This window comes from Tabrizicola caldifontis (genome assembly GCF_004762095.1).
Lineage (GTDB): Bacteria > Pseudomonadota > Alphaproteobacteria > Rhodobacterales > Rhodobacteraceae > Tabrizicola > Tabrizicola caldifontis.
In genome coordinates, this window is sequence record NZ_SIJH01000004.1 from 31798 (window position 1) to 55048 (window position 23251).

The following is a 23251-nucleotide window of genomic DNA, read 5'->3' on the forward strand; positions in this document are numbered from 1 at the left end:
CCCAGATCACGGATGCAGTGACAAGATGGATCTTTTAAACGCCCTCGTCGCCTTCCTGAACTTCGTCTTCATCCCGGGGCTCGCCTACGGGGCGCAGCTGGCGCTTGGGGCGCTGGGTGTGACGCTGATCTACGGCATCCTGCGGTTTTCCAACTTTGCCCACGGCGACACGATGGCCTTCGGAACCATGGTCACGATCCTCGTGACCTGGGCACTTCAAGGCGCGGGCGTGACCTTCGGGCCGCTGCCCACCGCCCTGCTTGCCCTGCCCGTCGGCATCGCCGCAACCGCTGCCTTCGTGCTGGCAACCGATCGGGTTGTCTACCGCTTCTACCGCCGTCAGAAGGCAAGCCCGACCATCGTGGTCATCGTCTCGCTGGGCGTGATGTTCGTGATGAACGGCATCGTCCGACTGATCATCGGGGTGAACGACCAGAACTTTGCCGATGGCGCCCGCTTCGTGATCAGCGCGCAAGAATTTCGCGAAGCCACCGGCCTTGCCGAGCCCTTGGCGATACGCACCACCCAGGCGGTGACCGTGGTGACGGCAGTGATCGTCGTGGCGCTGCTGTTCTGGTTCCTGCAGAAGACCCGCACCGGCAAGTCGATGCGCGCCTTTTCCGACAACGAGGATCTGGCGCTCTTGTCGGGCATCAACCCCGACCGGGTCGTGGCGGTGACCTGGCTCATCGCTGCCGCGCTGGCAACCATCGCGGGCGTCCTTTACGGACTGGACAAGAGCTTCAAGCCCTTCACCTATTTCCAGCTTCTGCTGCCGATCTTCGCGGCGGCGATCGTCGGCGGGCTGGGCAGCCCTCTGGGTGCGATCGCGGGCGGGTTCGTCATCGCCTTTTCCGAGCTGCTGCTGACCAATGCGTGGAAGAAGATCGTCACTTATGCCCTGCCCGAAAGCATGGCGCCGGACGGGCTGCTGCAGCTGATGTCCACCGACTACAAGTTCGCGGTCAGCTTCACCATCCTGATCATCGTGCTTCTGTTCATGCCGACCGGCCTGTTCAAGGGGAAATCGCTATGAGCGCGCGCAATCTGGCGCTGTTTGCCGCCGTCGCGGCCCTTTATGTGCTGACCGGCTTCATGAACAGCTGGAATACGTCGCTGTCGATCCTGAACTTCGCGCTACTGGCCACGATCGCGGCCATGGGCGTGAACATGCAGTGGGGCTATGCGGGGCTGTTTTCGGTGGGCACCATGGGCTTCACCGCCCTTGGCGGTCTGGCCGTCGTGCTGGTTTCGGCCCGGCCCAACGTCGAGAACTGGCAGGCGGGCGGCCTTGGCATTCTTCTGGCGCTGGTTCTGGGCGCGCTGTCTGTGGCGGCTGCGATCGTCGCGTGGAGACTGCTGCCGCGCGGGCGGGTGCGGTCCCTTTCCGTCGCCGCGATCCTGATCGGTGGCTTCTTCCTGTTCCGTGCGATCTTCGACCCGAATGTCGCGGCGGTCGAGGCGGTGAACCCTCAGTTCGCCGGTAACCTTGGCGGGCTTGGCCTTCCCTCGCTGGTCGCCTGGCCGGTCGGCGGCTTGCTCGCCGCGGCTGTTGCCTGGGCCATCGGCAAGACTGCACTTGGCCTTCGGTCGGACTATCTGGCCATCGCCACCCTCGGCATTGCCGAGATCATCGTCTCGGTCATCAAGAACGAGGACTGGCTTGCCCGCGGGGTGAAGAACGTCACCCAGCTGCCGCGCCCTTGGCCCGTGCCGCTGGAAGTGGACCTGCAGCAGCAACCAGGTTTCCTGGCCTTTGTGGCCGACTGGGGCTGGAACCCGGTCGCCGCCTCGACGATCGTGGTCAAGCTTCTTTATGCGGGCTTGTTCATACTGGTTCTGGGGGCAATCATCTGGGCCTTCGAACGGGCCCTGAATAGCCCATGGGGCCGGATGATGCGTGCCATCCGCGACAACGAGGTTGCCGCCGCCGCCATGGGCAAGGATGTGACACGCCGGCACTTGCAGGTCTTTATCCTGGGTTCTGCCGTGATCGGCTTTGCCGGCGCCATGGCCACGTCGATGGAAGGCGCGCTGACCCCGGGCAGCTATCAGCCGCTGCGCTTTACCTTCCTGATCTGGGTGATGGTGATTGTCGGTGGATCCGGCAACAACTGGGGAACGGTCCTTGGCGGGCTGCTGGTCGGCTGGCTGTATTTCGCGGTCGAATTCCTGGGGCCGAACATCATGGGTCTGGTTACCGCGGGCCTGCCCGATGGGGCTTTGAAGGCGCATCTGGTCGGATCGGCCGAAAATATCCGCCTTCTGACGCTTGGTGTGATCCTGCTTCTGGTCCTGCGGTTTTCTCCACGCGGGCTGATCCCCGAGAAGTGACAACTGCGACATTATTTGTCGCAAAACCGCATGATCGCCTGAACTGCCCCGGCCAGATTGCGCGGGACAGGTAGGGAGTCGTCCATGAAAACCCATTCGCGCGTGGTCGTGATCGGCGGCGGGGTCGTCGGCTGTTCTGTGTTGTATCACCTGACCAAGCTCGGCTGGTCAGACGTGATGCTGATCGAACGGTCGGACCTGACCTCGGGTTCCACCTGGCACGCGGCCGGCGGCTTTCATACCCTGAACGGCGACACCAACATGGCCGCGCTTCAGGGTTACACGATCCGGCTTTACAAGGAGCTTGAGGAAATCACCGGCATGTCCTGCGGGCTGCACCATGTCGGCGGCATTACCTTGGCCGACAACCAGGCCAGGTTCGAAATGCTGAAGGCCGAGCGCGCCAAGCACCGCTACATGGGTCTGGATACCGAAATCCTTGGGCCGGAGGAGATCGCAAAGCTTACCGACGGGCTGGTGAACCTCGACGGCATCCTTGGCGCTCTTTATGACCCGCTGGACGGCCACCTCGACCCCTCGGGCACCACGCATGCCTATGCGAAGGCCGCACGCATGGGCGGGGCCGAGATCGTGCTGCATAACCGCGTGCTGGCGACGAACCCCACGCGGGACGGCTGGGAGGTCGTGACCGAAAAGGGCACCATCCATTGCGAACATCTGGTGAATGCCGCAGGGCTCTGGGCACGTGAAGTGGGGGCAATGGCAGGTGTTTACTTGCCATTGTTGCCGATGGCGCACCAATATCTGGTCACAGATGACATCCCCGAGATCATGGATATCCTCAAGCAGGGCCGCGAATTTCCGCATGTGATGGATCCCGGCGGGGAAAGCTATCTGCGGCAGGAAGGCCGCGGCCTCTGCATCGGCTTCTACGAAAAACCGTGCGAACCCTGGGCCGTGGACGGCACGCCCTGGAACTTCGGTCACGAGCTCTTGAACGAGCAGTTCGACAAGATCGAGGACAGCGTCGCCTTCGCCTACCGCCGCTTCCCTGTGCTGGAGCGCAGTGGCGTCAAGCGGGTGATCCATGGACCCTTCACCTTTGCCCCGGACGGAAACCCGCTGATCGGCCCGGTGCCGGGCCTGCGCAACTACTGGTCGGCCTGCGCGGTGATGGCAGGGTTCAGCCAGGGCGGGGGCATGGGCCTGGCGCTGGCGCAATGGATGATCCACGGCGAGGTGGAACGCGACCCGCGCGGCTTTGACGTCGCGCGCTTCGGGAACTGGACCAGCCCCGGCTACACCGTGCCGAAGGTGATCGAGAACTATCAGATGCGCTTCTCGGTCAGCTATCCGAACGAGGAACGCCCCGCCGCCCGCCCCTTCCGCACCACGCCGATGTATGACGTGTTCGACCGGATGAACGCGGTCTGGGGCCAGCAATACGGGCTGGAGGTTGTGAACTACCACGCCCTGCCGGGCGAGCCCCGCTATGAGACGCCCAGCTTCAAGCGGTCGAACGCCTGGGAGGCGACGCGTCAGGAGGTGCTGGCCGTGCGCGAGGGCGTGGGCATCAACGAGGTGCAGAACTTCGGCAAGTATCGCGTGACCGGCCCGAAGGCGCGGGACTGGCTTGACCGGATCATGGCCGGGCTGATCCCGCAGCCCGGGCGGCTGAGCCTGACCCCGATGCTGGCCCACAGCGGCAAGATCATCGGCGATTTCACCGTCTCGTGCCTGTCGGAAACCGAATTCCAGCTTACCGCCAGCTATGGCGCCCAGGGCTGGCACGAACGCTGGTTCGAACAGAATGCGATGGACGGGGTGGGTGTGGAAAACATCTCGGACGCGCGTTCCGGCTTCCAGATCGCCGGGCCGAAGGCGCGCGAACTGCTGTCGCGCGTCACCCGCAGCGACGTGTCGCCCGATGCCTTCCGCTTCATGGACGTGAAGCGGATGACCGTTGGCATGGCCAACTGCATCGTCCAGCGCGTCAGCTATACCGGAGACTTGGGGTATGAGATCTTCACCGACCACATGTCCGTCCGCCATCTCTGGGACGTGCTGACCGAGGCCGGGAAGGATCTGGGCCTGCGTCCCTTCGGGATGCGTGCGATGATGTCGCTGCGCCTGGACAAATGGTTCGGCAGCTGGGGCCGCGAATTCAGCCCCGATTACACCCCCGCCGAGACCGGACTTGACCGCTTCATTCGCTGGAACAAGCCGGCAGAATGGATCGGAAAGGCCGCGGCCCTCGCCGAAAAGGCCAGGGGGCCGAAGCGCCGCCTGGTCAGCTTCATCGTCGATGCCACCGATGCCGATGTGGTGGCATGGGAACCGATCTGGCTGGACGGCAGCGTTGTCGGCTTCTGCACCAGCGGCGGTTTCAGCCACTGGACGGGGAAATCCGTCGCCATGGGTTTCCTGCCCGCCGACCGCGTGCAGGACGGGCTGGCCTGCGAGATCGAGATCCTTGGCGAACGCCGACAAGCCCTGGTGCACCTTGCCCCGCTGTGGGATGGTGACGGCGCGCGGATGCGGGGATAGCGGGCGCTCTTCCACTGTTCCGGCGGGTTGTTGCCGGCCTTGGCAGTCGATACCCGCACCTGCCCATGTGCTGCTTGACAGGGGCGTTCGCCGGCATGAGCCTGCGGCAATGGCAGCCGTCGTGCACATCCTGATCCTTGCGGCCGGAGCATCCTCGCGGATGCGGGGAGGCGACAAGCTGCTTTTGCCGGTCGGGCATCAGCCACTTCTTCGCCATGTGGCGCGCGGGGCGCTTGGCACCGGCGCCCCTGTCACGGTCGCCCTGCCATCCGGCGCGACCGCCCGCCGGAAAGTTCTTGCCGACCTGCCGGTTCGGATCGTCGAGGTGCCTGACGCCGCTCTGGGCATGTCGCGGTCGCTGGTGCGCGGGATGGCGGCAGTTGAACCGGATGCGGGGCCCGAGGACGGGGTGATGATTCTGCCCGCCGACATGCCCGGTTTCACGACTGCCGTGCTGGCCGATCTGATCGCGCGCTTTCGGGCCGATCCCGACCTGATCATCCGGGGTGGAACCCTGGATGGCCAGCCCGGCCACCCAGCCATATTTCCACGCGATCTCTGGCCTGAACTGGCGCGGGTGACCGGCGACGAAGGCGGACGTTCCGTCCTGCGCCAGAGCCAGGGCCGTATCAGGGTCATTCCCCTGCCCGACCGGATGGCTCTGCTGGATCTAGACACCCCCGAGGATTGGGCCGCCTGGCGTGCCGCCCAGGGCTGAGGACTATTCGGCCGCGAACAGAACCCGTGCCTCATGCGCCTTGATCGAAAGGCGGGCCCCCTCGAAGGCGACACCGACAGTATCGATTTCGGGGAATAGGGCAACGATCTCGGCGCGGACGGCCTTGTCCATCGCGGAAAGCATCCGCACGGCCGGCTGGAAGCTTTCGGTCCACAGGCCATCGGACTGCACGATCTCGTGCCGATGGAACAGGAGGTGAATGTAGGTCACCCCCGTATCCGGCACGACCCGCTTCGCATTGACGCTGCCTTCAAGATGCCGTGCTGGCACCAGCACCTCGGGCTCTGCGAACAGCAGTTCGGCCCGCGCGCCCTCGATCAGGATGCGATGCTGCGGCGACACCAGCATGTCACGGGCAGGCGCCTGCGGTCCTAGGGCATCTCGGGCGATCAGCACGGGTTGGAGGTCGGGCTGCGCTAGCAGCTCTGCGCGCGCCAGCTTTCGGCGCCCGACCCAGAGCAGCGGTTGCGGGCCATGGTCCCGCGTCAGGACCAGATCACCCACCCGCAGGCTTTCGACGGGACGCAGCCCATCCGGCGTGGCGATCAGCGTGCCGATCGTGAAGCACGGGATGATCTGTTCGATCTCGCTGAAATTGATGGTCCCCAGGATCGTGACGCCATCCGCCGCATAAAGCGTGACAGTGCCGGATTCGGTCGTTGGGTCGTCATTGGTATACTGGATGACAACGCGGCTCCACCCGAAGGCCGCGCCATAGGCCGACAGGTCGAGTATGTCGAAGTCGTCGCCCCCCTCGCCCCCGACGACCACTTCGCCGATGGCGGCATCCCCGACCTGAAAGACGAAGGTGTCTCGGTCGCTGCCGCCATACAGCGTGTCCACGCCGGCACCGCCGAAGATGGTGTCGTTGCCCGCGCCGCCACGGACGACATCATTGCCGGTGTCGCCATACAGCAGGTCGTTGCCGTCTCCGCCATCGACGGTGTCATTCCCGCTGCCACCGTAGATCGTGTCGCGATCCGCACCGCCGTAGAGGATATCGTCCCCGCCGCGGCCATACATCAGGTCGTTGCCGGCGCCACCATAGAAGATGTTGGTGTAGATATCGCCGCCGCCCGTGCCCTGGTTGTCAAAGCCGTAAAGCACGTCGTCGAAGGCTGATCCGTAGATCCCGTCGATACCGCCCAGACTGTCACCCGCGGCATGGCCCCCGGCGCCGGTGCCGGCCGCAAGGTCCACCGTGACCCCAGCGCCAGAGGCAGAGTAGTCGACAAAATCCATCCCCTGGCCGCCGTTGAGCGAATCCGCGCCCGCGCCCGAAACCAGGGTGTCGTCACCTGTGCCCCCGAACAGGAAATTGCCGTTCGGACCAGCAACGAGAACGTCATTTCCGGCGTCGCCGTATAGCGTGTCTGTGCCGGGGCCAGCGTAAAGCCGGTCATTTCCGGTGCCGCCATAAAGCAGATCGTTCCCCGCGCCACCGTAAAGGATGTCGTCGTCGGCATCGCCATAAATCAGGTCATTGCCGTTGCCGCCATCCAGCAGGTCGTTGCCGCCCCCGCCAGCCAGCACGTCGTTTCCCGTGCCGCCATACAGTGAATCCGCCCCCAGACCGCCATAAAGCGTGTCGTTTCCGGCATTTCCGAACATCACGTTGTCTTCGGCATTGCCGGTGACGCTGTCATTGCCACTGCCGAGGTTGATCCCCTCGATCCCCAACAGCGTGTCTGTGCCATCAACCCCGATCGTGGAGGTGCTGAAATTGTAGGTGATGCCGGAGGTTGCCGTACCGTAATCGACGATGTCGAGGCCGGCTCCGCCGAAGATCTGGTCATTTCCTCCGCCGCCGATCAGCCAGTCGTCGCCGTCGCCGCCGTAGAGAGTGTCGTTCTGGCCGTCGCCATAAAGCGTATCGTTGCCTTCGTCGCCGTAAAGACTGTCGGCTCCGGCGCCGCCATACAGCAGGTCGTTCCCGGTTCCACCGTAAAGCAGGTCAGTGCCGCCGCCACCATAAAGCGTGTCGTCGCCACCAAGACCGTAAAGCGTGTCCTGCTCGTTGCCCGCACTTGGGCCTAGTACGTCATTGCCGCCTGAACCGATAATGTTCGCCATCGTTGTCTGCCGTCTTACGATATACCGCTCGTCCACCCGCCGGAACGTGGCCCAGGCGGGACACGTTCAGACGGGTTTTGGGCGCCAGTTGGGCCCTGCTTTCCCCCAGTTCGGGAAAGAAATGGTGAAGATGTTGATGCTTCTGGTCCGAAGGGGCCTGTCTTGCTGCTGACGGATTAAACCGCGATCACGGTCCCTTCGGTCGTGGTCATGGTCGGCCGGGCAGAGGCATAGGCAGCGCGGCCCTCTTCGGTCTTCAGCTCGGGGAAAAGCTCGAAGATCTCAAGCCGCTGGGCATTTCCCATGCCCCCCAGCGACTGGTCGTCAGGCTGGAAACTTTCCGTCCAGATCCCGTCGGCCAGCACGACCTCATGCCGGTCGCACATGAAATGGATGTATGTCGTGCCACTGGACTGGACCGTATGGACGCCCTGCGTGGTCAGGTGCTTCGCGGCTACCAGAACCTCGCGATCGGCAAAGCGCAGGGCAGTCTTCTCATTCGCCACCAGGATGCGGTGATTGGGCGACACCATCATGTCACGCTCGGGCAGCCCCCTGCCCAGCGAACCCTGCCGGATGAAGATCGGCAGAAGATGCGGTTCGGCCTGAAAATCCTGCAGGAACATCTGCGATTTGCCGACCCAGCGCACGGTCTGGATCCCGTTGTCGCGGGTGACGACGCGATCGCCGACGGCCAGATGTTCAACCGGGATTTCGCCGCGATGGGTGGTGATCAGGGTGCCCGGCGTGAAGCAGGGTGTCGTGCGCGCCACGCGCTGGCCACACGCTGCATCCGCCCGCCTGTTCAAGGGCTGTCCATCCTGCCGGTCCATGCCATCCCCACCATTTGCCATTCCGCCCCGTGACGAGGCGCTACCTTCCGGCCGCACAAATAGCGCGCAACTCCCTTGCCACAAAGGGAAAATTCGGGACCGGTCCGGGTGGACCGGACCGGGATTCTGCCTATGGATGAAAAGCCGGAAACGGGACGATCGACACCTTGACCAAAGGCAACCCGAGGCCGGTGGACTGCGCGGATGGACCGATCAACCAAATATTTGGATTTCCTGCCTTTTGCTTGCGCGGTCGTCCAAGGTGGCGCGACAGCCGCGCCCAGACTGGAAGGCCCAACACAACAACCATGACACGAAAGCCAACTTGGGTGGTTTTTCGCTGCTCGGGAACGAAACGGCGCTGGCAGTGTTTCCCGTTCGGGACCGGTTTCCCGTCAATCGCGCAGACTGACGACCCAACAGCAATTACGCTGCCGAATCAAGCACTCAGCACATGCAGAAAGCTGGTGCCCGAGGCGAGACTCGAACTCGCATGCCTTGCGGCGACGGATTTTGAATCCGCTGCGTCTACCATTCCGCCACTCGGGCCACCGAAGTTCCGTCTAGTGCCTCCTGCCCCGGTCGTCAATGCGCGCCCGTCACAGCCGTGTGGCGCCAAACGTGTCGCAGTCGGCCATTTTCCCGGACTTGAGCCCGATCATGAACCACCGGGCGCGCTGTTCCGACGTGCCATGGGTGAAGGTATGCGGCATCGGGCGACGGCCGGCATTCCTTTGCAGCGTATCGTCCCCGATCTGCCGGGCGGCGTTTACCGCCTCCTCCAGATCCCCGGCATCAACCACACCAAGACTCTGGGCCGCCTCGCGCGCCCAGATGCCCGACAGGCAATCTGCCTGCAACTCGATGCGCACCGAAATCGCGTTGGACTCTGCCTCGGCGACCTGCTGGCGGACCTGGTTGGCCTGGCCCAGGATCCCAAGCTCGTTCTGTATGTGGTGGCCGATCTCGTGGGCAACGACATAGGCCGCGGCAAAGTCGCCACCGGCGCCAAGGCGCTGATGCAGCGTCGTGAAGAAGGCCGTGTCGAGATAGACCTTGCGGTCTGCCGGGCAGTAGAAGGGTCCGGTTGCCTCGGACGCGCCACCGCAGGCCGAACGGGTTGCCTCCTTGAACAGAACCAGCGTCGCGGGGCGATAGGTGCGCCCGAGCTGATCCTGGAACAGCCTTGCCCAGATTTCCTCGGTATCGGCCAGCACGACCGAAACGAAGTCGCCCTCGGCCTGGTCAGCGTCGGTCAGTTCGGCCGGTGCGCTGGCACGGGACTGGGTCTGAAGACCTTCGGGCCCAAGGAACTGGCCGGGATCGACGCCAAGCAACAGCGCAAGCAGGATCACCACGATGGCCCCTGCCCCGCCGATACCGCCCGCCCGGGCGACACCGCCGCCGCGCTGCTGGCGCCGGTCCTCGATGTTGGAACTGCCGCGGCGGCCTCTCCAGTCCATGGGTTCCCTCCGCACGCAAGTCCCCGGAGCCGGGATGTCCGCCCCGCAAAAGTGTATTGCGAAAGCTCGCCGGCGCAAAGCGCGATTGCAGCCCGCTGAAGCGTGACTTCCCCCCGGCCCGCGCACGGCGTATGGTCGGGCCGCGACAAGACCAAATGGAAGGCCCGAAGCATGCCGCTGACCCGCAAGACCCTGACATGGCTGGCCTTGCTTGGTTCGGCTGGCCTGCTGGCGGGGGCTTTCGCCTTTCAGTACATCGGCGGGTTGGCGCCGTGCCAGCTTTGCCTTTGGCAACGCTGGCCCCATGCTGCCGCCGTCCTGATCGGGATCGTGGCGCTGGCGACGGGCTGGCGATGGCTGCTGTGGCTTGGGGCGCTGGCGGCGCTGACCACGGCCGGAATCGGCGTCTTCCATGTCGGCGTCGAGCAGGGCTGGTGGGAGGGGCTGGCCACCTGCACCGCAGGGTCCATCACCGGAATCTCGACAGCCGACCTGCTGAACCCGGCGGCCGATGTGGCCCAGCCCGTGCGCTGCGACGCCATCGCGTGGGAGATGTTCGGCATCTCGATGGCAGGCTGGAACGTCATCGTCTCTGTGCTTCTGGCCGGGCTGTGGCTTGTGGCGGCCCTGCGCCGGGGCTGAACGCGCCATCCCTAGCGCGCGCTTCCAGTGCCTTGCGTTCAGCCGCAGAGCCGCTGGTGTTCCTGAATGGCGAAACGGTCGGTCATGCCGGCAACATAGTCCGCCACCACGCGGGCAAGCTGCGTTTCGTCGGACGCAGCCGCGACATCAGCCTGCCATTCGGGTGGCAGCAGTTCGGGCCGGCGCAGAAACAGCGGGAACAGGTCTTCGACGACCCGCGTCACCTCGGCCCGGACCGCCATCACGCTGGGGGCGCGATACATTCGGTGGAACAGGAAGCTGCGCACCGCCTTAAGCTCCTGGTAAAGCGGTTTGGAGAAGCGGATGATCGTCGTGCCCATCTGGCGGATCTCGTCCACCGATTTCGGCTGCGCGCTGGCCAGCCGGTTCTGGGCCACGGCGATCACGTCCTCGACCATGCGGCCGAAGACGCGGCGCAGCGCCTCGTGCCGGCGGCGCATTTTCTCCAGCCCCGGATAGAGGCGGTCCACCTCCTCGAAAGCCGGGCCGGTGACGGGCAGGTCCATCAAGTCGGCCTCGGTGAAGAGGCCCGAGCGCAGGCCGTCGTGCAGGTCATGGTGCGAATAGGCCACGTCGTCGGCGATGGCGGCGACCTGGGCCTCGGCGCTGGCATGGGTGTCAAGCTCCAGATCCCACTGGGCGTTGACCTCGGCCAGGGCATAGGGCAGCGGGCCGTCATGCTTGCGGTCGGCGTTGGGGCCGGTGACGGGCCCATTGTGTTTGGCAATGCCTTCAAGGGTTTCCCAGCTGAGGTTCAATCCGTCGAAATCGGCGTAGTGCCGTTCGAGCCGCGTCACGATCCGCAGCGCCTGGGCGTTGTGGTCGAAGCCGCCATAGGGTGCCATCAGCCGCTCCATCGCGTCCTCGCCGGTATGGCCGAAGGGTGTATGGCCAAGGTCATGGGCCAGCGCCACCGCCTCGGCGAGGTCGGTGTTCAGGCCCAGCACCCCGGCGATCGTGCGGGCGACCTGCGTAACCTCGATCGTATGGGTCAGGCGGGTGCGGTAATAGTCACCCTCGTGTTCCACGAACACCTGGGTCTTGTGCTTCAGCCTGCGAAAGGCCGAGGAATGGATGATCCGGTCGCGGTCGCGCTGGTAGGGCGAGCGAAAGGAGGACAGCCGTTCGGGCCAGAGACGGCCGCGGCTGGCCTCGGGCAGGCAGGCAAAGGGGGCGAGCATGGGCTGTCCTTGTCCGGGTTGGTTGCCTTTCATATATTCGGCGCATGCGCGCATGGATACGGGAACAGCCATGGAACTGACGCTTCCTCCGAAGGTGACGGACCGGGCCTTCGCCCGGCTGGCCGAAATTGCCGAACTGACCGGTGAGGTGAGGCCGCTGCGTGTTGCAGTGGACGGCGGCGGTTGTTCGGGTTTCCAGTATTCGATCTGGCTGGACGACCCGGCGCCGGATGATCTGGTGCTGGAAAAGGATGGCCAGCGGGTGCTGATCGACCAGATCAGCCTGCCCTTCCTTCGCAATGCGATCATAGACTTCACCGAAGAACTGATCGGCGCGCGATTCGTGGTACAGAACCCGAACGCCACCTCAAGCTGTGGTTGCGGCACGTCCTTTTCGATCTGAAGACCAGATTCCGCTGGCCGGCCTTCGCTTGCGGCTTACCTCCCCCATGCAAGGAAACGGGGGATGGAATGACAGTGGTCCTGATGCTTGGCTCGGCGCCCATGGCGGCGGAGTCGGTCGGTTGGCCGCGCGAACCCTTTGATCGGGTCGTGGCAATAAACAATGCGTGACGCCTGCGGCCTGACTGGGATTTCGCGGTCTATCCCTGGGACTTTCCCGAAGAGCGTCGCCCGATGGCCGGTCCTGGACAGACCGTGATCACCGAGAACGACTTTGTGCCGGCCCAGAATGTCTATGGCGGCTTTGTTTACGCTGGCGCAACAATGGCTTTCACCACCGGGTATTGGGCACTTCACGCGCTGCAGCCTGCGGTCATTGCTGTCTTTGGCTGTGACATGCACTATCCGGCTTCGGGGCCGACACATTTCTATGGCGTGGGCACGTCCGATCCCTTGCGGCCTGACATCACCCTGCGCTCGCTAGAGGCAAAGTCGGCGCGGCTTATGGTGCTGGCGGCGATGCAAGGCTGTGCCATCGTGACCCTGTCGGCGGGGCCGTCGCGTCTGATCTTTCCCCGTGTGCCTCGCGCTGCGGCGGCCCATGCCCGGGTGCGGGAATTCTGCGGACGGACGGCCGATCGTGCGCTGGCGCTGGAGGCAGAGCTTGGCTACCTTGTCCCGTCGGGCCGCTACTGGGAAGCGCAAGACCGTTTCGATCCCCTGGCGCTTGACCGGTTGGATGCTCTGTGGTTGCACGCCGCACGGCCAGCCCTGCGCCAGACGGCTTGATCCTCGCGCCCGGCCGGGCCTAGATGGGCAAAGGCGGGGGGATCTCATGAAACTTGCGACGTTCAACATCAACGGGATCAAGGCACGGCTCGATGCGCTGACGGCGTGGCTGGCCGAAGCCGCGCCGGACGTGGTCTGCCTGCAGGAGATCAAGTCGGTGGACGAAGCCTTCCCGCGCGCGCCGCTGGAGGCGCTGGGTTACCGGGTGGAAACGCACGGCCAGAAGTCGTTCAACGGCGTGGCGATCCTGTCGAAACTGCCCTTGTCCGACCTGCGGCGCAGCCTGCCCGGTGACGATACCGACGATCAGGCGCGCTGGATCGAGGCGGTGGTAGAAGGGGGGCGGCCGCTGCGGATCTGCGGCCTGTATCTGCCGAACGGCAATCCGGCACCCGGACCAAAGTTCGATTACAAGCTTTCCTGGATGGCGCGCATGGAAGCGCGGGTGCGCGAGGTGTTGGCGGCAGAGGAACACGCCGTGTTTCTTGGCGATTACAACGTCATCCCGCAGGCAGAGGATGCTGCCAGACCCGAGGCCTGGGCGACGGATGCACTTTTCCTGCCGGAAAGTCGGGCGGCCCTGCGCCGGATCGTGAACCTTGGGCTCACCGATGCGGTTCGGGCCCGGATGCCCGGCCCCGGCGTCTATACCTTCTGGGACTATCAGGCCGGCGCGTGGGAGCGGAACAACGGCATCCGCATCGACCATGTGCTGCTTTCCCCACAGGTCGCCGACCGTCTGGAAGAGGCAGGCGTGGACAAGGCCCTGCGCGGAACCGAGAAACCCAGCGATCACGTGCCGGTCTGGGTGCGGCTGGCGGCCTGACCGGCCGCGCGCGCAGCCCGGCACCACGGGGGCAGCGAATGCTCAGGACACGTCTCCGGCCGCCAGCGTCACGTCATGGTCATACAGCCAGTCAAAGCGCGACAGCATCGCGTCGGGGAACAGGCGGCCAAGCACGCGCAGACCGGCATGACCGACAAGACGCGGCAGGCCGGATAGGTGATAGGCCCGGGCATTGGCACTGGCTGCGGCAACGATCCTTGTGGTCCGGGGCTTCCGGACGGACTGATAGGCGGCCAGCGCCGCAGCGACCGTATCGTGGCGGGCCAGCGTATCTGCCAGAACCCAGGCATCCTCAAGGCCCATGCTGGCGCCCTGCGCCAGGAAGGGAAGCGTCGGATGCGCGGCATCGCCCAGGATCGCGACGCCGCCCTGCCCCATCGCCCGACCCCAGATTGCGGCAACCCGGTGGCGGAACAGGCCCCAGAGCCAGGGATCCTGCACCTGATCAAGCCAGCCCCTGACCCGCGGCGAAAATCCCGCGAAGGCCAGGCGCATGTCCATGCTGTCGTCGCGCAGGGTCCAGCTTTCCTCGGCCCATTTCGCGCGTTCCTCGACCGCAACGATATTGCGCAGTGTCCCGCCGCGCAGCGGATAGCTGACCAGGTGGCGCCCCGGGCCCATGTGAACCTCGACCACCGGGGCCGCATCCTGTTCACACGGAATGACCGCCCGCCAGGCAACCTGACCGGTAAAGAACGGCTGTTCCGCCCCGTTCAACGCCGGCCGCACCTTCGAATGCAGCCCGTCGGCACCGATCAGCAGCGCGGGCTGCAATGTCTCGCCGCCCTCAAGCGTCACCGAAGGCCGCCCGGCCAGTTCGACCGACTGCACCCGCGACAGAAGCCGCAGGGTCACCCCCGCCTCTTGCGCGCCGCGCAACAGCAGCGTGATCAGATCGGCGCGGTGCAGGAAGTGGTAGCCCTGGCCGGGCCGCAGCCTGGCCAGATCCAGCCGCGTGACCTCTTCCCCGGTAGGGCCATCGACCAGGCGCACCGCCTGGGCCCGGATCGAGACTGCATCCAGAGCCTCCTGCAGGCCCAGCGCCCGCAGCACTGCCGCACCATTGGGCGAGATCTGCAAACCCGCCCCCACCTCGCGGATCGCGTCGGCCTGCTCCAGCACGGTGACTGATGCCCCGCGCAGCGCCAGCGCGCGCGCAACGGCCAATCCCGCAACTCCCGCGCCGATCACAGTGACGGATTGTCCGATCAGGCTCATGCAGGATGCCTTTCCAAAGTGACAACGCCGGACCAATGGCCCGGCGTCGAAAACAATTCAATGCGCCGGGCAGGCGTCAGTCGTCACGGTGCACCTTCTCGCGCCGCTCGTGCCGTTCCTGGGCTTCCAGCGTCATCGTGGCGATCGGCCGGGCATCAAGCCGCTTCAGGCTGATCGGCTCACCGGTCACCTCGCAATAGCCGAATTCGCCGTTCTCGATCCGGCGCAGCGCGGCGTCGATCTTGGCGACCAGCTTGCGCTGGCGGTCGCGGGTGCGCAGTTCCAGCGCGCGGTCAGTTTCCTCGGAGGCGCGATCGGCAATGTCGGGCACGTTGCGGGCCGATTCCTGCAGACTGTCGATTGTTTCTGCAGACTGTTCCAGAAGCTCCTGTTTCCAGGTCAGAAGCTTGCGCCGAAAATACTCAAGCTGCCGCTCGTTCATGAAGGGCTCGTCCTCGGCGGGACGATAGTCGTCAGGCAGGAAAACTTCAGCCTTCATCGAACCTCTCTCCTTCGTGCCGGACCGCTCCGACAGGTGGGCTTCTGTCATGGCGCGCTCCTGTTGGGGCGCATGTAGCCCATGCCATGAAGATTGTCACTAGCGGTTGCGACATTTTCTGGGCACAGGTAGGGTTTGTGAAATTCTGCCAGACAGGATCTTGAAACGGCGATGAAATTTTCCTCGACCTCGTCCTACGTTGCCACCGATGACCTGGTCATGGCCGTGAATGCTGCCGTCACGCTGCAAAGGCCGCTTCTGGTCAAGGGCGAACCGGGGACGGGCAAGACGGAACTGGCGCGGCAGGTTGCGCAGGTCATGGGACTGCCGCTGATCGAATGGCATGTGAAATCGACGACCCGGGCTCAGCAGGGGCTTTACGAATACGACGCCGTCAGCCGCCTGCGCGACAGTCAGCTGGGCGACAAGCGCGTGAACGACGTGCGCAACTACATCCGCAAGGGCAAGCTGTGGCAGGCGTTCGAGGCCGAGGGCCGGGTGGTGCTGCTGATCGACGAGATCGACAAGGCCGACATCGAGTTTCCGAACGACCTGTTGCAGGAACTCGACCGGATGGAGTTTCACGTCTACGAAACCGGCGAGACGGTGCGCGCCCGGCAGCGGCCGGTGGTCATCATCACCTCGAACAACGAGAAAGAGTTGCCGGATGCCTTTCTGCGCCGCTGCTTCTTCCACTACATCCGCTTCCCCGACGCCGAGACGCTTGCGGCCATCGTCAGGGTGCATTTCCCCGACATCAAGGAAAGGCTGCTGAGCGAGGCCTTGACCCGTTTCTTCGAGATCCGCGAGGTGCCGGGGCTGAAAAAGAAGCCATCGACCTCGGAAGTGCTTGACTGGCTGCGCCTTCTGCTGGCCGAGGATCTTGCACCCGAGGATCTGCGCAATGATGCACGCACAGCCCTGCCCCGGCTTTACGGGGCACTGCTGAAGAACGAGCAGGACGTGCAGCTGTTCGAAAGGCTGGCCTTCATGGCAAGGGCACAGCGCTAGCCGAATCGTCGCGCAACGATGTGGAAAGGCCCCTGCGCGGATCGCGGGAGACCTCGGGTTTTGCTGTAACATCGCGTGAATGCCGGCGGATAGATCTGGCCTTCCCCAAAACTTTAGCCGCGAGGTATAGTGTTTTGAAAACACCGGTTTTCCGCCCGTTGACTCTGGCCCAGGCAGGGTTGGACACTGAACTTGCCCCGTCTGTCGGGGCACCGCCAAATCGTGGTCCAGTTGATGCGACTGTCCTGCCTTGCCCTTGTCCTGTCCGCGCTTGCGGCCTGCGCCCCGCCGGCGCAGGTGTCCAAGAACGGCCCTGCGGACGAAACCGGGGTCGGCTTCGGCAGCCTTTCGCTCTCGCCGTTTCCGGTTGCGGCAGGGGGTAGTTCGCCCCTTGCACGGGACTTCATCGAGCTGACCTTCGCCATGGAAAGCGGGCGGCAGCTTCAGGTCTTCACCAGATTCGAGGGCCCGGTCAGCGTGGCACTGACGGGTCAGGTTCCGCCGACGGCGCCTGCCGACCTTGCCGCGCTGATCGGACGGCTGCGCAGCGAAGCCGGGATCGACATATCCCCAGCCAGCGGACCCGCGACGATCACGGTCGAATTCGCCCGCCGGGCGGACCTGCGTCGGCTGGCGCCGCAGGCCGCGTGTTTCGTGGTTCCCAACGTCGCCTCGCTGGCAGAATATCGCCGCAAGCGCGGCTCGGAAGCGGTGGACTGGGCACTGGTCACGCGCCGCGAACGGGTGGCGGTCTTCATCCCCTCCGATACCAGCCCGCAAGAGGTGCGCGACTGCCTGCACGAGGAACTGGCCCAGGCGCTGGGGCCGCTGAACGACCTGTACCGGCTGCCGGACAGCGTGTTCAACGACGACAATTTCCACTCGGTTCTGACCGGCTTCGACATGCAGATCCTGCGGCTGACCTATTCGCCGCTGATCCGGTCGGGCATGGGCCGTGACGAGGTGGCGCTGCGCCTTTTCGGGGTGCCAGGCCTGGTTCCCGCCGGCCCGCCGCGCGACTGGACCCAGGCGATCGAGACTGCGCTTGGCGGCAAGGGTGCCCCGCGGACACGGCTGGCGGCGGCAGAGCGCGCGCTTGCGATTGCCTTGCGGTCGGGATGGCAGGACAGCCGGACCGCCTTCAGCCATTTCGCCGTGGGCCGCCTGGCAGCAGGCAGCGACCCCGCCCGGGCGCTGGAGGCCTTCAGGCAAGCTGCGGCAATCTATGCCCGGCTGCCGGGGGGCGACGTGCATCTGGCGCACATCGACATGCAGCTTGCCGCCATGGCCCTGGCGGGGGGACGGGCCGACTATGCCATCCGTCTGGCCGACCGTGCGATCGCGCAGGTCCGCACCCAGCAGAACCCCGCGCTTCTGGCGACCCTCATGCTGATAAAGGCCGAAGCGCTGGAGCGGCGGGGTGACGCAGCCGCGGCGGCGGTGCTGCGGCTCGACACCCAGCCGTTCGCGCGCTATGGGTTCGGTTCCGAAACCATGGTCAGGGCCCGAACGCGCGATATCGCCGCCGTGGCCGACCGGGCGGAGAAAGGCTGAGGGGACGCACGGCTCGTCCCGGGAAAGGGGCGGAATGTTCGTGATCGCGGGTCTGGTTCTAGGGGCTTTGGGCGGCGGCTGGCAGGCCAGGCGGCGCGGCGGGGGCGTCGCCGACATCGCACAATATGCAGCGGTCTATGCCATTCTGTTCGGTCTGATCGGACTGTTCGTGACACTTGGCGTCGATCGCATGGTCCGGGGCTGACCGGCGATGGACGCGATGCGGACCAATCCGGCAACGGCGGAAGTTTCAAAGGCTCTGCGACACAGCCTTCACAGGCTCGGGCCCGATTTCCTGAAGGAAGTCGGTTCTGCCATTCCCGACGCAGCCGGTTGACGCGATGTTCCTCCCGTTCTTCCAGTCGTTGCGGGAAGAGGGGGTGCCTGTCACGGTGCGCGAGTTCCTGACCTTTCTCGAGGCCATGGCTGCGGGCCTTGCAACCCATGACCCGGAGGGCTTCTATCACCTGGCCCGCGCCGCCATGGTCAAGGACGAACGCCACATCGACTGTTTCGACCGCGCCTTTGCGCGCAGCTTCGCCGGGCTGGAGGCGATCGGCGCGGATCAGGTGCTGAAGGCCCTGGACCTGCCGCACGACTGGCTGGAGAAGCTGGCCGAGCGGCATCTGTCGGCCGAGGAGCGGGCCGCCATACAGGCGATGGGCGGGTTCGAGAAGCTGATGCAGACGCTGCACCAGCGCCTGGCCGAACAGAAGGGCCGGCATCAGGGCGGGTCGAAATGGATCGGCACGGCCGGCACCAGCCCCTTCGGCGCCTGGGGCTACAACCCCGAAGGCGTGCGCATCGGGCAGGAGGAAAGCCGGCACCGCCGCGCGGTCAAGGTCTGGGACCGGCGCGAGTTCCGCAACCTCGACGGCGATGCCGAGATCGGCACGCGGACGATGAAGCTGGCGCTGCGCCGTTTGCGCCGCTGGGCGCGCGAGGGAGCGACCGAGGAGCTGGACCTCGATGGCACGATCCGCGCCACGGCGGCGCAGGGCTGGCTGGACGTGCAGACCCGGCCCGAGCGGCGCAATGCGGTGAAGGTGCTCTTGTTCCTCGACATCGGCGGGTCGATGGACCCCCATGTCCGGGTGATGGAGGAGCTGTTCGCCGCCGCCAAGGCCGAGTTCCGGCATCTGGAGGTCTTCTATTTCCACAACTGCGTCTACGAGGGACTGTGGCGCGACAACCGCCGCCGCTGGGACGCGCAGACCCCCACCTGGGACGTGATCCGCACCTATGGCCCCGATTGGCGGCTGATCGTCGTGGGTGACGCCGCAATGAGCCCCTACGAGATCACCCATCCTGGCGGGGCAAACGAACACTGGAATCGCGAAGCGGGCGAGGTCTGGCTGCGACGAATCCGCGCGCAATGGCCGTTCCACCTGTGGATCAACCCGGTGGCCGAGGCGGAATGGGGTCATACGCGTTCGACTGCGCTGATCCGGGACATCTTCGAGAACCGCATGGTGCCGATGACCCTGGACGGCCTGGCCCGCGGGATCAGGGAGCTGCGATGAACCGACTGTTGACCCTCTGGCGCGCGCGGCCCTGGCTGACCTCGGCCTTCCTGCTGGCCTGTGCGGTGACGCTGTTCTTTGCGGGGCGTTTCACCGTCTTCACCATCTACTGGGCGACCCACCGCGAAATGCCCGTCGAGCCCTGGATGACCGTGGGCTATGTCGCCCGTTCCTGGGGGCTGAACCCGCGCGATCTGGATGCGGCGGCAGGCCTGCCTCCGCCCCAGGTCAGGGGTCATCCGCTGCCCCTGTCGGAAATCGCCGAAGATCGCGGCGTGCCGGTGGAACAGGTGATCGCCGAGGTAGAGGCAGCTATTGCCCGCCTGCGCTCAGCCGGAACCACGGAATGACCGACTGGCTGCTGGCGCAGGTTCCGCAGTACGGGCTGTGGCTTCTGGCCGTGACCACCTTCCTGTCCTGCCTCGCCCTGCCTATTCCGGCCTCGGTCCTGATGCTTGCTGCCGGGGGCTTCGTTGCCGCGGGCGAACTTGCACTTTCGCAGGCGATCCTGGCCGCCGCCTGCGGTGCCGTCGCGGGCGATCAGCTTGGCTACTGGCTGGGGCGCGGCTTTGGCGCCTTGGTGCTGGGGCGGCTACGCGCCGACCCGGCGCGCGACAAGCTGCTGGCAAGGGCAGACGACCTGATGGACCGGCGCGGCACGCTGGCCGTGTTCCTTTCGCGCTGGCTGCTCAGTCCGCTTGGACCCTATGTGAACGTGATCGCAGGAAGCACCCGCTATGGCTGGCGCCGCTTCACGGTAGCCGGCGTCGCGGGCGAAGTCACCTGGGCCGGCCTGTATGTCGGCGCGGGCTTTGCCTTCGGCGGCAACATCGCGGCGGCAAGCGACATGGTCGGATCGCTTCTGGGCATGATCGGGGGGGCGGGCGCGGTGGTTGCACTGGGTTACTGGCTGTTCAACACCGCTGCCGGAAGGGCCGCATTGCGCGGACCCGGGCACTGACTATATCCGGCTGATGAGCAAGTTCCTTCCCCTGATCCTGGTGGCCGTCTATGCGCTGGCGATGCTGCGCTTTTCGGTCTGGCGCACGAGGAAGACACTCGAGGCCAACTCGCGCCCTCTGACAGACCCGTCGATCATTCGGCTGGCCAACCGGATGGCGGCGGCAATGGGCCTGCCCGGCATCCGGGTGAACGTCTTCGAGATCGATGCGGTGAACGGGCTGGCATCGCCCGACGGGCAGATCTACCTGACGCGCGGGTTCCTGAACCGCAAGGCGCGCGGCGAGGTCACGGCCGAGGAACTGGCCTCGGTCATCGCGCATGAGATGGGGCATGTCGCCCTGGGCCACATGCGGCGGCGGATGATCGATTTCACCGGCCAGAACGCGGTCTTCGTGATGCTTTCGGCGCTGCTGAACCGGTTCCTGCCCTTTGTCGGCATCTGGATCGCAAACCTGATCTCGACAGCCCTGATGGCGCGGCTCAGCCGCCGTGACGAATTCGAAGCCGATGCCTATGCCAGCGCGCTGCTGATCAAGGCCGGAATCGGGACAGGGCCGCAGAAGTCGCTGTTCCGCAAGCTGGACGCCCTGACCCAGAACCGGGCCGAGGGCATCCCCGCCTGGTTGCTGAGCCACCCCAAGACCGCAGAACGCATCGCCGCGATCGAGGCGAACGAGGCACGCTGGCTGGGATAGGGCCAGTCGCGCCCTGCGCCTGCCCCCGAAGCGGGCCGACCCGCACGATGCCGGCAAAGGTCAGGCCCCCAGTGCCTTGGCCAACCGGAAAAGCCGCGCGCGCTTCAGCAGCGGCTTCAGCCCCACCGGCTGGCCCGAGATCGCCTCGGCCTTTGCTCGGACGCAATCGACGATGCGCGCCATGACCTCGGGGTGGCGGGAATGCAGCTCCCACAGAAAGCCATCCGGGTCACGGCGCACGACGCCCTCGGCCGCAAGGACGTGGCCCGGAAAATCCTGCGCGTTGAAGGTTACGATGGCATCGGCCCCGCTGGCAATGGCGGTAGCCAGCACATGCCGGTCGTCCGGGTCCGGCAGCAGAAGCCGGGCCTCGATCTCGGGGTGCTCGCGCACCACCGCGCGCGGAAACGCTGCGCGAAGGACCGCAGCCTCGCCCGCAGCCAGCGCAGAGGCAGCGGGACCAAGCTTTGCCGTTGCCAGCACCCATTCCCGCAGGATGCGCTCGGAAAAGACCGGCTGGAACAGGCCGGCCTCGGCAGCGCCTTGAAACAGTTCCCGCAGCACGGTCGGGTAAAGCACACAGGCGTCCAGCACGGCCCTGATCGGGGGGGCGGCAGCGCCCATACTAGCCATCCAGCCGGAAGAACAGCGCCTTGAGGTAAGAGGATTCCGCCAGTTGCGGCAGAACCGGGTGGTCGGGGCCGGCAAAGCCGGTGTGGATGATCTGCGCCCGACGCCCGCCGCGCCCGATGCCGCGCGCGCTGGCGTTGCGGAAGGCGGTCAGATCAGCGGCATGGCTGCAGGAACACAGCACCAGAAATCCCCCCGGGGCGACCAACGGTGCAGCCAGCCGGGCGATGCGTTCATAGGCCCGAAGGCCCGCTTCCAGCGCCGGCTTGGCGGGCGCGAAGGCCGGCGGGTCGCAGATCACCAGATCGAAACGCGCGCCCTCTGCGCCCAGCGCCTCCAGAACCTCGAAGGCATCGCCCTGGCGGGTTGACAGTCGGTCGGCAAAGCCGGCTGCCGCGGCCCCCTGCCCCGCGAGGCCCAGGGCGGCCGCAGAGGCATCCACCGCGAGGGCCGAGGAGGCACCTGCGGCCAGCGCCGCAAGCGCAAAGCCGCCGACGTGGCTGAACACGTCCAGCACCCGCGCGCCGCGGGCCAGGCGGGCCGCAAAGGCATGGTTCGGACGCTGATCGAAGAACAGGCCCGTCTTCTGCCCACCCATCACGTCGGCCATGTAGAGCGCCCCGTTCATCGGCACCGGGACCGGGCCTTGTGGCACGGGGCCATGCACGACCGCAAGCTCCTCGGCCAGGCCTTCCAGCCCCCGTGCCCTGCCCTGTCCGTTCTTGACGACGGTGCGGACGCCCGTGACTGCAACAAGGGCAGCGACAATGTCCGACAGCGCGGTTTCTGCCCAGGCGGCGTTGGGCTGGACCACGGCGACATCACCGAACCGGTCGATGATGACACCGGGCAGACCGTCCGCCTCGGCATGAACCAACCGGTAGAAGGGTGCGTCGAACAGATGTTCGCGCAACGCCAGCGCCCGGACCAGCCGCGCCTGGAACCACGCCCGGTCCACCACGGCCTCGGGGTCGCGGTCCAGCACCCGGGCGATGATCTTCGACCGCGTGTTGACGGTGACAAGGCCCAGCGTGCGCCGGTCGCCGTCTTCCAGAACCGCCAGCGTCCCGGGCGGCAAGGCCTGCGTTCGCCGATCGGTCACCAGTTCGTCAGCATAGACCCAGGGAAACCCGTGGCGGATCGCCCTCGCCTCTGCCCGGGGCTTCAGGCGGACGGTCGCACGACGACCGGTTTGCAGAGGGGGCGGGTTCAGGTTATCGTCGGTCATACCGTTCCCATAGCCGGTTCGCGCGCCCACCGGAAGGCGGAAGCTGCGCTGCGTAAGCCTTGTGGCGCGCAATGGTCTTGTTAGCGCTAACAGCAGTT

At 65.7% G+C, this 23251-nt stretch carries 23 protein-coding genes and 1 tRNA gene; 15 read left to right on the forward strand and 9 right to left on the reverse strand.

The window, feature by feature from the left end; genetic code table 11:
- The first annotated feature begins 25 nt into the window (after window positions 1–25).
- The 4 genes from EYB42_RS04160 to EYB42_RS04175 all read left to right on the forward strand — a co-directional run bounded on the left by EYB42_RS04160 (window position 26) and on the right by EYB42_RS04175 (window position 5560).
- Window positions 26–1036: a branched-chain amino acid ABC transporter permease gene (locus EYB42_RS04160; protein WP_135448535.1), complete on the forward strand. Its 1011-nt coding sequence runs from the start codon at window positions 26–28 to the stop codon at window positions 1034–1036.
- Window positions 1033–2334 carry a branched-chain amino acid ABC transporter permease gene (locus EYB42_RS04165; RefSeq protein ID WP_135448538.1) on the forward strand — a complete coding sequence of 434 codons (1302 nt, stop codon included), beginning with the start codon at window positions 1033–1035 and terminating at the stop codon, window positions 2332–2334. Before EYB42_RS04160 ends, EYB42_RS04165 begins: the two co-directional genes overlap by 4 nt.
- Window positions 2335–2418: 84 nt before the next feature.
- Complete coding sequence (locus tag EYB42_RS04170; RefSeq protein ID WP_135448540.1) at window positions 2419–4842, forward strand: GcvT family protein; 2424 nt, start codon at window positions 2419–2421, stop codon at window positions 4840–4842.
- Between the two features lie 109 nt (window positions 4843–4951).
- On the forward strand, window positions 4952–5560 hold the full coding sequence (locus tag EYB42_RS04175) for a nucleotidyltransferase family protein (RefSeq protein WP_135448542.1): 609 nt from the start codon (window positions 4952–4954) through the stop codon (window positions 5558–5560).
- A gap of 3 nt (window positions 5561–5563) precedes the next feature.
- Here the strand turns inward: EYB42_RS04175 and EYB42_RS17690 are convergent, their stop codons facing one another.
- From EYB42_RS17690 to ypfJ, 4 genes are all read right to left on the reverse strand, one after another.
- Window positions 5564–7654: a Hint domain-containing protein gene (locus tag EYB42_RS17690; RefSeq protein ID WP_135448544.1), complete on the reverse strand. Its 2091-nt coding sequence runs from the start codon at window positions 7652–7654 to the stop codon at window positions 5564–5566.
- A gap of 176 nt (window positions 7655–7830) precedes the next feature.
- On the reverse strand, window positions 7831–8427 hold the full coding sequence (locus tag EYB42_RS04185; RefSeq protein WP_346763296.1) for a Hint domain-containing protein: 597 nt from the start codon (window positions 8425–8427) through the stop codon (window positions 7831–7833).
- Between the two features lie 525 nt (window positions 8428–8952).
- Window positions 8953–9036 (reverse strand) — tRNA-Leu (locus EYB42_RS04190).
- A 50-nt stretch (window positions 9037–9086) separates the two neighbouring features.
- Window positions 9087–9950, reverse strand: a complete 864-nt coding sequence (gene ypfJ, locus EYB42_RS04195; RefSeq protein ID WP_135448548.1) for a KPN_02809 family neutral zinc metallopeptidase — start codon at window positions 9948–9950, stop codon at window positions 9087–9089.
- A gap of 177 nt (window positions 9951–10127) precedes the next feature.
- On the opposite strand from ypfJ, the gene EYB42_RS04200 reads away from it, so the two are divergent.
- Entirely contained in the window at window positions 10128–10592 is a 465-nt protein-coding gene (locus EYB42_RS04200; RefSeq protein WP_135448776.1) for a disulfide bond formation protein B, read from the forward strand.
- Window positions 10593–10630: 38 nt separating this feature from the next.
- On the opposite strand, the gene EYB42_RS04205 is transcribed toward EYB42_RS04200, so the two are convergent.
- Complete coding sequence (locus EYB42_RS04205; RefSeq protein WP_135448550.1) at window positions 10631–11794, reverse strand: deoxyguanosinetriphosphate triphosphohydrolase; 1164 nt, start codon at window positions 11792–11794, stop codon at window positions 10631–10633.
- 76 nt (window positions 11795–11870) lie between these two features.
- Here EYB42_RS04205 and EYB42_RS04210 point away from each other — a divergent pair, with 76 nt between their 5' ends.
- The 3 genes from EYB42_RS04210 (at window position 11871) to xth (ending at window position 13811) form a co-directional block, all read left to right on the forward strand.
- Complete coding sequence (locus EYB42_RS04210; protein ID WP_135448777.1) at window positions 11871–12197, forward strand: HesB/IscA family protein; 327 nt, start codon at window positions 11871–11873, stop codon at window positions 12195–12197.
- A 233-nt stretch (window positions 12198–12430) separates the two neighbouring features.
- Window positions 12431–12985, forward strand: a complete 555-nt coding sequence (locus EYB42_RS04215) for a hypothetical protein (RefSeq protein ID WP_346763297.1) — start codon at window positions 12431–12433, stop codon at window positions 12983–12985.
- A gap of 46 nt (window positions 12986–13031) precedes the next feature.
- Window positions 13032–13811 (forward strand): exodeoxyribonuclease III, encoded by a 780-nt coding sequence (gene xth / locus EYB42_RS04220; RefSeq protein ID WP_135448552.1) that lies wholly within the window; start codon window positions 13032–13034, stop codon window positions 13809–13811.
- A gap of 42 nt (window positions 13812–13853) precedes the next feature.
- On the opposite strand, the gene EYB42_RS04225 is transcribed toward xth, so the two are convergent.
- Both EYB42_RS04225 and dksA read right to left on the reverse strand, forming a co-directional pair.
- Entirely contained in the window at window positions 13854–15050 is a 1197-nt protein-coding gene (locus EYB42_RS04225) for an FAD-dependent oxidoreductase (protein WP_135448554.1), read from the reverse strand.
- Window positions 15051–15126: 76 nt separating this feature from the next.
- Window positions 15127–15549, reverse strand: coding sequence for an RNA polymerase-binding protein DksA (gene dksA, locus EYB42_RS04230; RefSeq protein WP_135448778.1), 423 nt, complete (start codon window positions 15547–15549; stop codon window positions 15127–15129).
- Window positions 15550–15720: 171 nt separating this feature from the next.
- On the opposite strand from dksA, the gene EYB42_RS04235 reads away from it, so the two are divergent.
- The 7 genes from EYB42_RS04235 (at window position 15721) to EYB42_RS04260 (ending at window position 21295) form a co-directional block, all read left to right on the forward strand.
- Complete coding sequence (locus EYB42_RS04235) at window positions 15721–16560, forward strand: AAA family ATPase (RefSeq protein WP_135448556.1); 840 nt, start codon at window positions 15721–15723, stop codon at window positions 16558–16560.
- A gap of 234 nt (window positions 16561–16794) precedes the next feature.
- Window positions 16795–18114: a DUF2927 domain-containing protein gene (locus EYB42_RS04240; protein ID WP_135448779.1), complete on the forward strand. Its 1320-nt coding sequence runs from the start codon at window positions 16795–16797 to the stop codon at window positions 18112–18114.
- Between the two features lie 34 nt (window positions 18115–18148).
- Window positions 18149–18319, forward strand: coding sequence for a hypothetical protein (locus EYB42_RS17255; protein ID WP_167850920.1), 171 nt, complete (start codon window positions 18149–18151; stop codon window positions 18317–18319).
- Window positions 18320–18455: 136 nt separating this feature from the next.
- Window positions 18456–19637, forward strand: coding sequence for a vWA domain-containing protein (locus EYB42_RS04245; protein WP_135448558.1), 1182 nt, complete (start codon window positions 18456–18458; stop codon window positions 19635–19637).
- Window positions 19634–19987, forward strand: coding sequence for a hypothetical protein (locus EYB42_RS04250; protein ID WP_135448560.1), 354 nt, complete (start codon window positions 19634–19636; stop codon window positions 19985–19987). The genes EYB42_RS04245 and EYB42_RS04250 overlap by 4 nt, the downstream gene beginning before the upstream one ends.
- Complete coding sequence (locus EYB42_RS04255; RefSeq protein WP_135448562.1) at window positions 19984–20598, forward strand: DedA family protein; 615 nt, start codon at window positions 19984–19986, stop codon at window positions 20596–20598. Before EYB42_RS04250 ends, EYB42_RS04255 begins: the two co-directional genes overlap by 4 nt.
- A 13-nt stretch (window positions 20599–20611) precedes the next feature.
- Window positions 20612–21295 (forward strand): M48 family metallopeptidase, encoded by a 684-nt coding sequence (locus EYB42_RS04260; protein ID WP_135448564.1) that lies wholly within the window; start codon window positions 20612–20614, stop codon window positions 21293–21295.
- A gap of 60 nt (window positions 21296–21355) precedes the next feature.
- Here EYB42_RS04260 and EYB42_RS04265 read toward each other — a convergent pair whose 3' ends face one another.
- Window positions 21356–21898: an RSP_2648 family PIN domain-containing protein gene (locus tag EYB42_RS04265; RefSeq protein WP_135448780.1), complete on the reverse strand. Its 543-nt coding sequence runs from the start codon at window positions 21896–21898 to the stop codon at window positions 21356–21358.
- A 22-nt stretch (window positions 21899–21920) separates the two neighbouring features.
- Window positions 21921–23153 carry an RSP_2647 family RNA methyltransferase gene (locus tag EYB42_RS04270; protein ID WP_135448566.1) on the reverse strand — a complete coding sequence of 411 codons (1233 nt, stop codon included), beginning with the start codon at window positions 23151–23153 and terminating at the stop codon, window positions 21921–21923.
- Window positions 23154–23251: the final 98 nt, after the last annotated feature.

What these genes read in the sequence shown, in the direction of transcription:
- EYB42_RS04160 (WP_135448535.1), top strand. Translation starts at nt 26, where the DNA reads ATGGATCTTTTAAACGCCCTCGTCGCCTTCCTGAACTTCGTCTTCATC.
- EYB42_RS04165 (WP_135448538.1), top strand. Translation starts at nt 1,033, where the DNA reads ATGAGCGCGCGCAATCTGGCGCTGTTTGCCGCCGTCGCGGCCCTTTAT.
- EYB42_RS04170 (WP_135448540.1), top strand. Translation starts at nt 2,419, where the DNA reads ATGAAAACCCATTCGCGCGTGGTCGTGATCGGCGGCGGGGTCGTCGGC.
- EYB42_RS04175 (WP_135448542.1), top strand. Translation starts at nt 4,952, where the DNA reads ATGGCAGCCGTCGTGCACATCCTGATCCTTGCGGCCGGAGCATCCTCG.
- EYB42_RS17690 (WP_135448544.1), bottom strand. Translation starts at nt 7,654, where the DNA reads ATGGCGAACATTATCGGTTCAGGCGGCAATGACGTACTAGGCCCAAGT.
- ypfJ (WP_135448548.1), bottom strand. Translation starts at nt 9,950, where the DNA reads ATGGACTGGAGAGGCCGCCGCGGCAGTTCCAACATCGAGGACCGGCGC.
- EYB42_RS04205 (WP_135448550.1), bottom strand. Translation starts at nt 11,794, where the DNA reads ATGCTCGCCCCCTTTGCCTGCCTGCCCGAGGCCAGCCGCGGCCGTCTC.
- EYB42_RS04215 (WP_346763297.1), top strand. Translation starts at nt 12,431, where the DNA reads ATGGCCGGTCCTGGACAGACCGTGATCACCGAGAACGACTTTGTGCCG.
- xth (WP_135448552.1), top strand. Translation starts at nt 13,032, where the DNA reads ATGAAACTTGCGACGTTCAACATCAACGGGATCAAGGCACGGCTCGAT.
- EYB42_RS04225 (WP_135448554.1), bottom strand. Translation starts at nt 15,050, where the DNA reads ATGAGCCTGATCGGACAATCCGTCACTGTGATCGGCGCGGGAGTTGCG.
- dksA (WP_135448778.1), bottom strand. Translation starts at nt 15,549, where the DNA reads ATGAAGGCTGAAGTTTTCCTGCCTGACGACTATCGTCCCGCCGAGGAC.
- EYB42_RS04235 (WP_135448556.1), top strand. Translation starts at nt 15,721, where the DNA reads ATGAAATTTTCCTCGACCTCGTCCTACGTTGCCACCGATGACCTGGTC.
- EYB42_RS04240 (WP_135448779.1), top strand. Translation starts at nt 16,795, where the DNA reads ATGCGACTGTCCTGCCTTGCCCTTGTCCTGTCCGCGCTTGCGGCCTGC.
- EYB42_RS17255 (WP_167850920.1), top strand. Translation starts at nt 18,149, where the DNA reads ATGTTCGTGATCGCGGGTCTGGTTCTAGGGGCTTTGGGCGGCGGCTGG.
- EYB42_RS04245 (WP_135448558.1), top strand. Translation starts at nt 18,456, where the DNA reads ATGTTCCTCCCGTTCTTCCAGTCGTTGCGGGAAGAGGGGGTGCCTGTC.
- EYB42_RS04250 (WP_135448560.1), top strand. Translation starts at nt 19,634, where the DNA reads ATGAACCGACTGTTGACCCTCTGGCGCGCGCGGCCCTGGCTGACCTCG.
- EYB42_RS04255 (WP_135448562.1), top strand. Translation starts at nt 19,984, where the DNA reads ATGACCGACTGGCTGCTGGCGCAGGTTCCGCAGTACGGGCTGTGGCTT.
- EYB42_RS04260 (WP_135448564.1), top strand. Translation starts at nt 20,612, where the DNA reads ATGAGCAAGTTCCTTCCCCTGATCCTGGTGGCCGTCTATGCGCTGGCG.
- EYB42_RS04270 (WP_135448566.1), bottom strand. Translation starts at nt 23,153, where the DNA reads ATGACCGACGATAACCTGAACCCGCCCCCTCTGCAAACCGGTCGTCGT.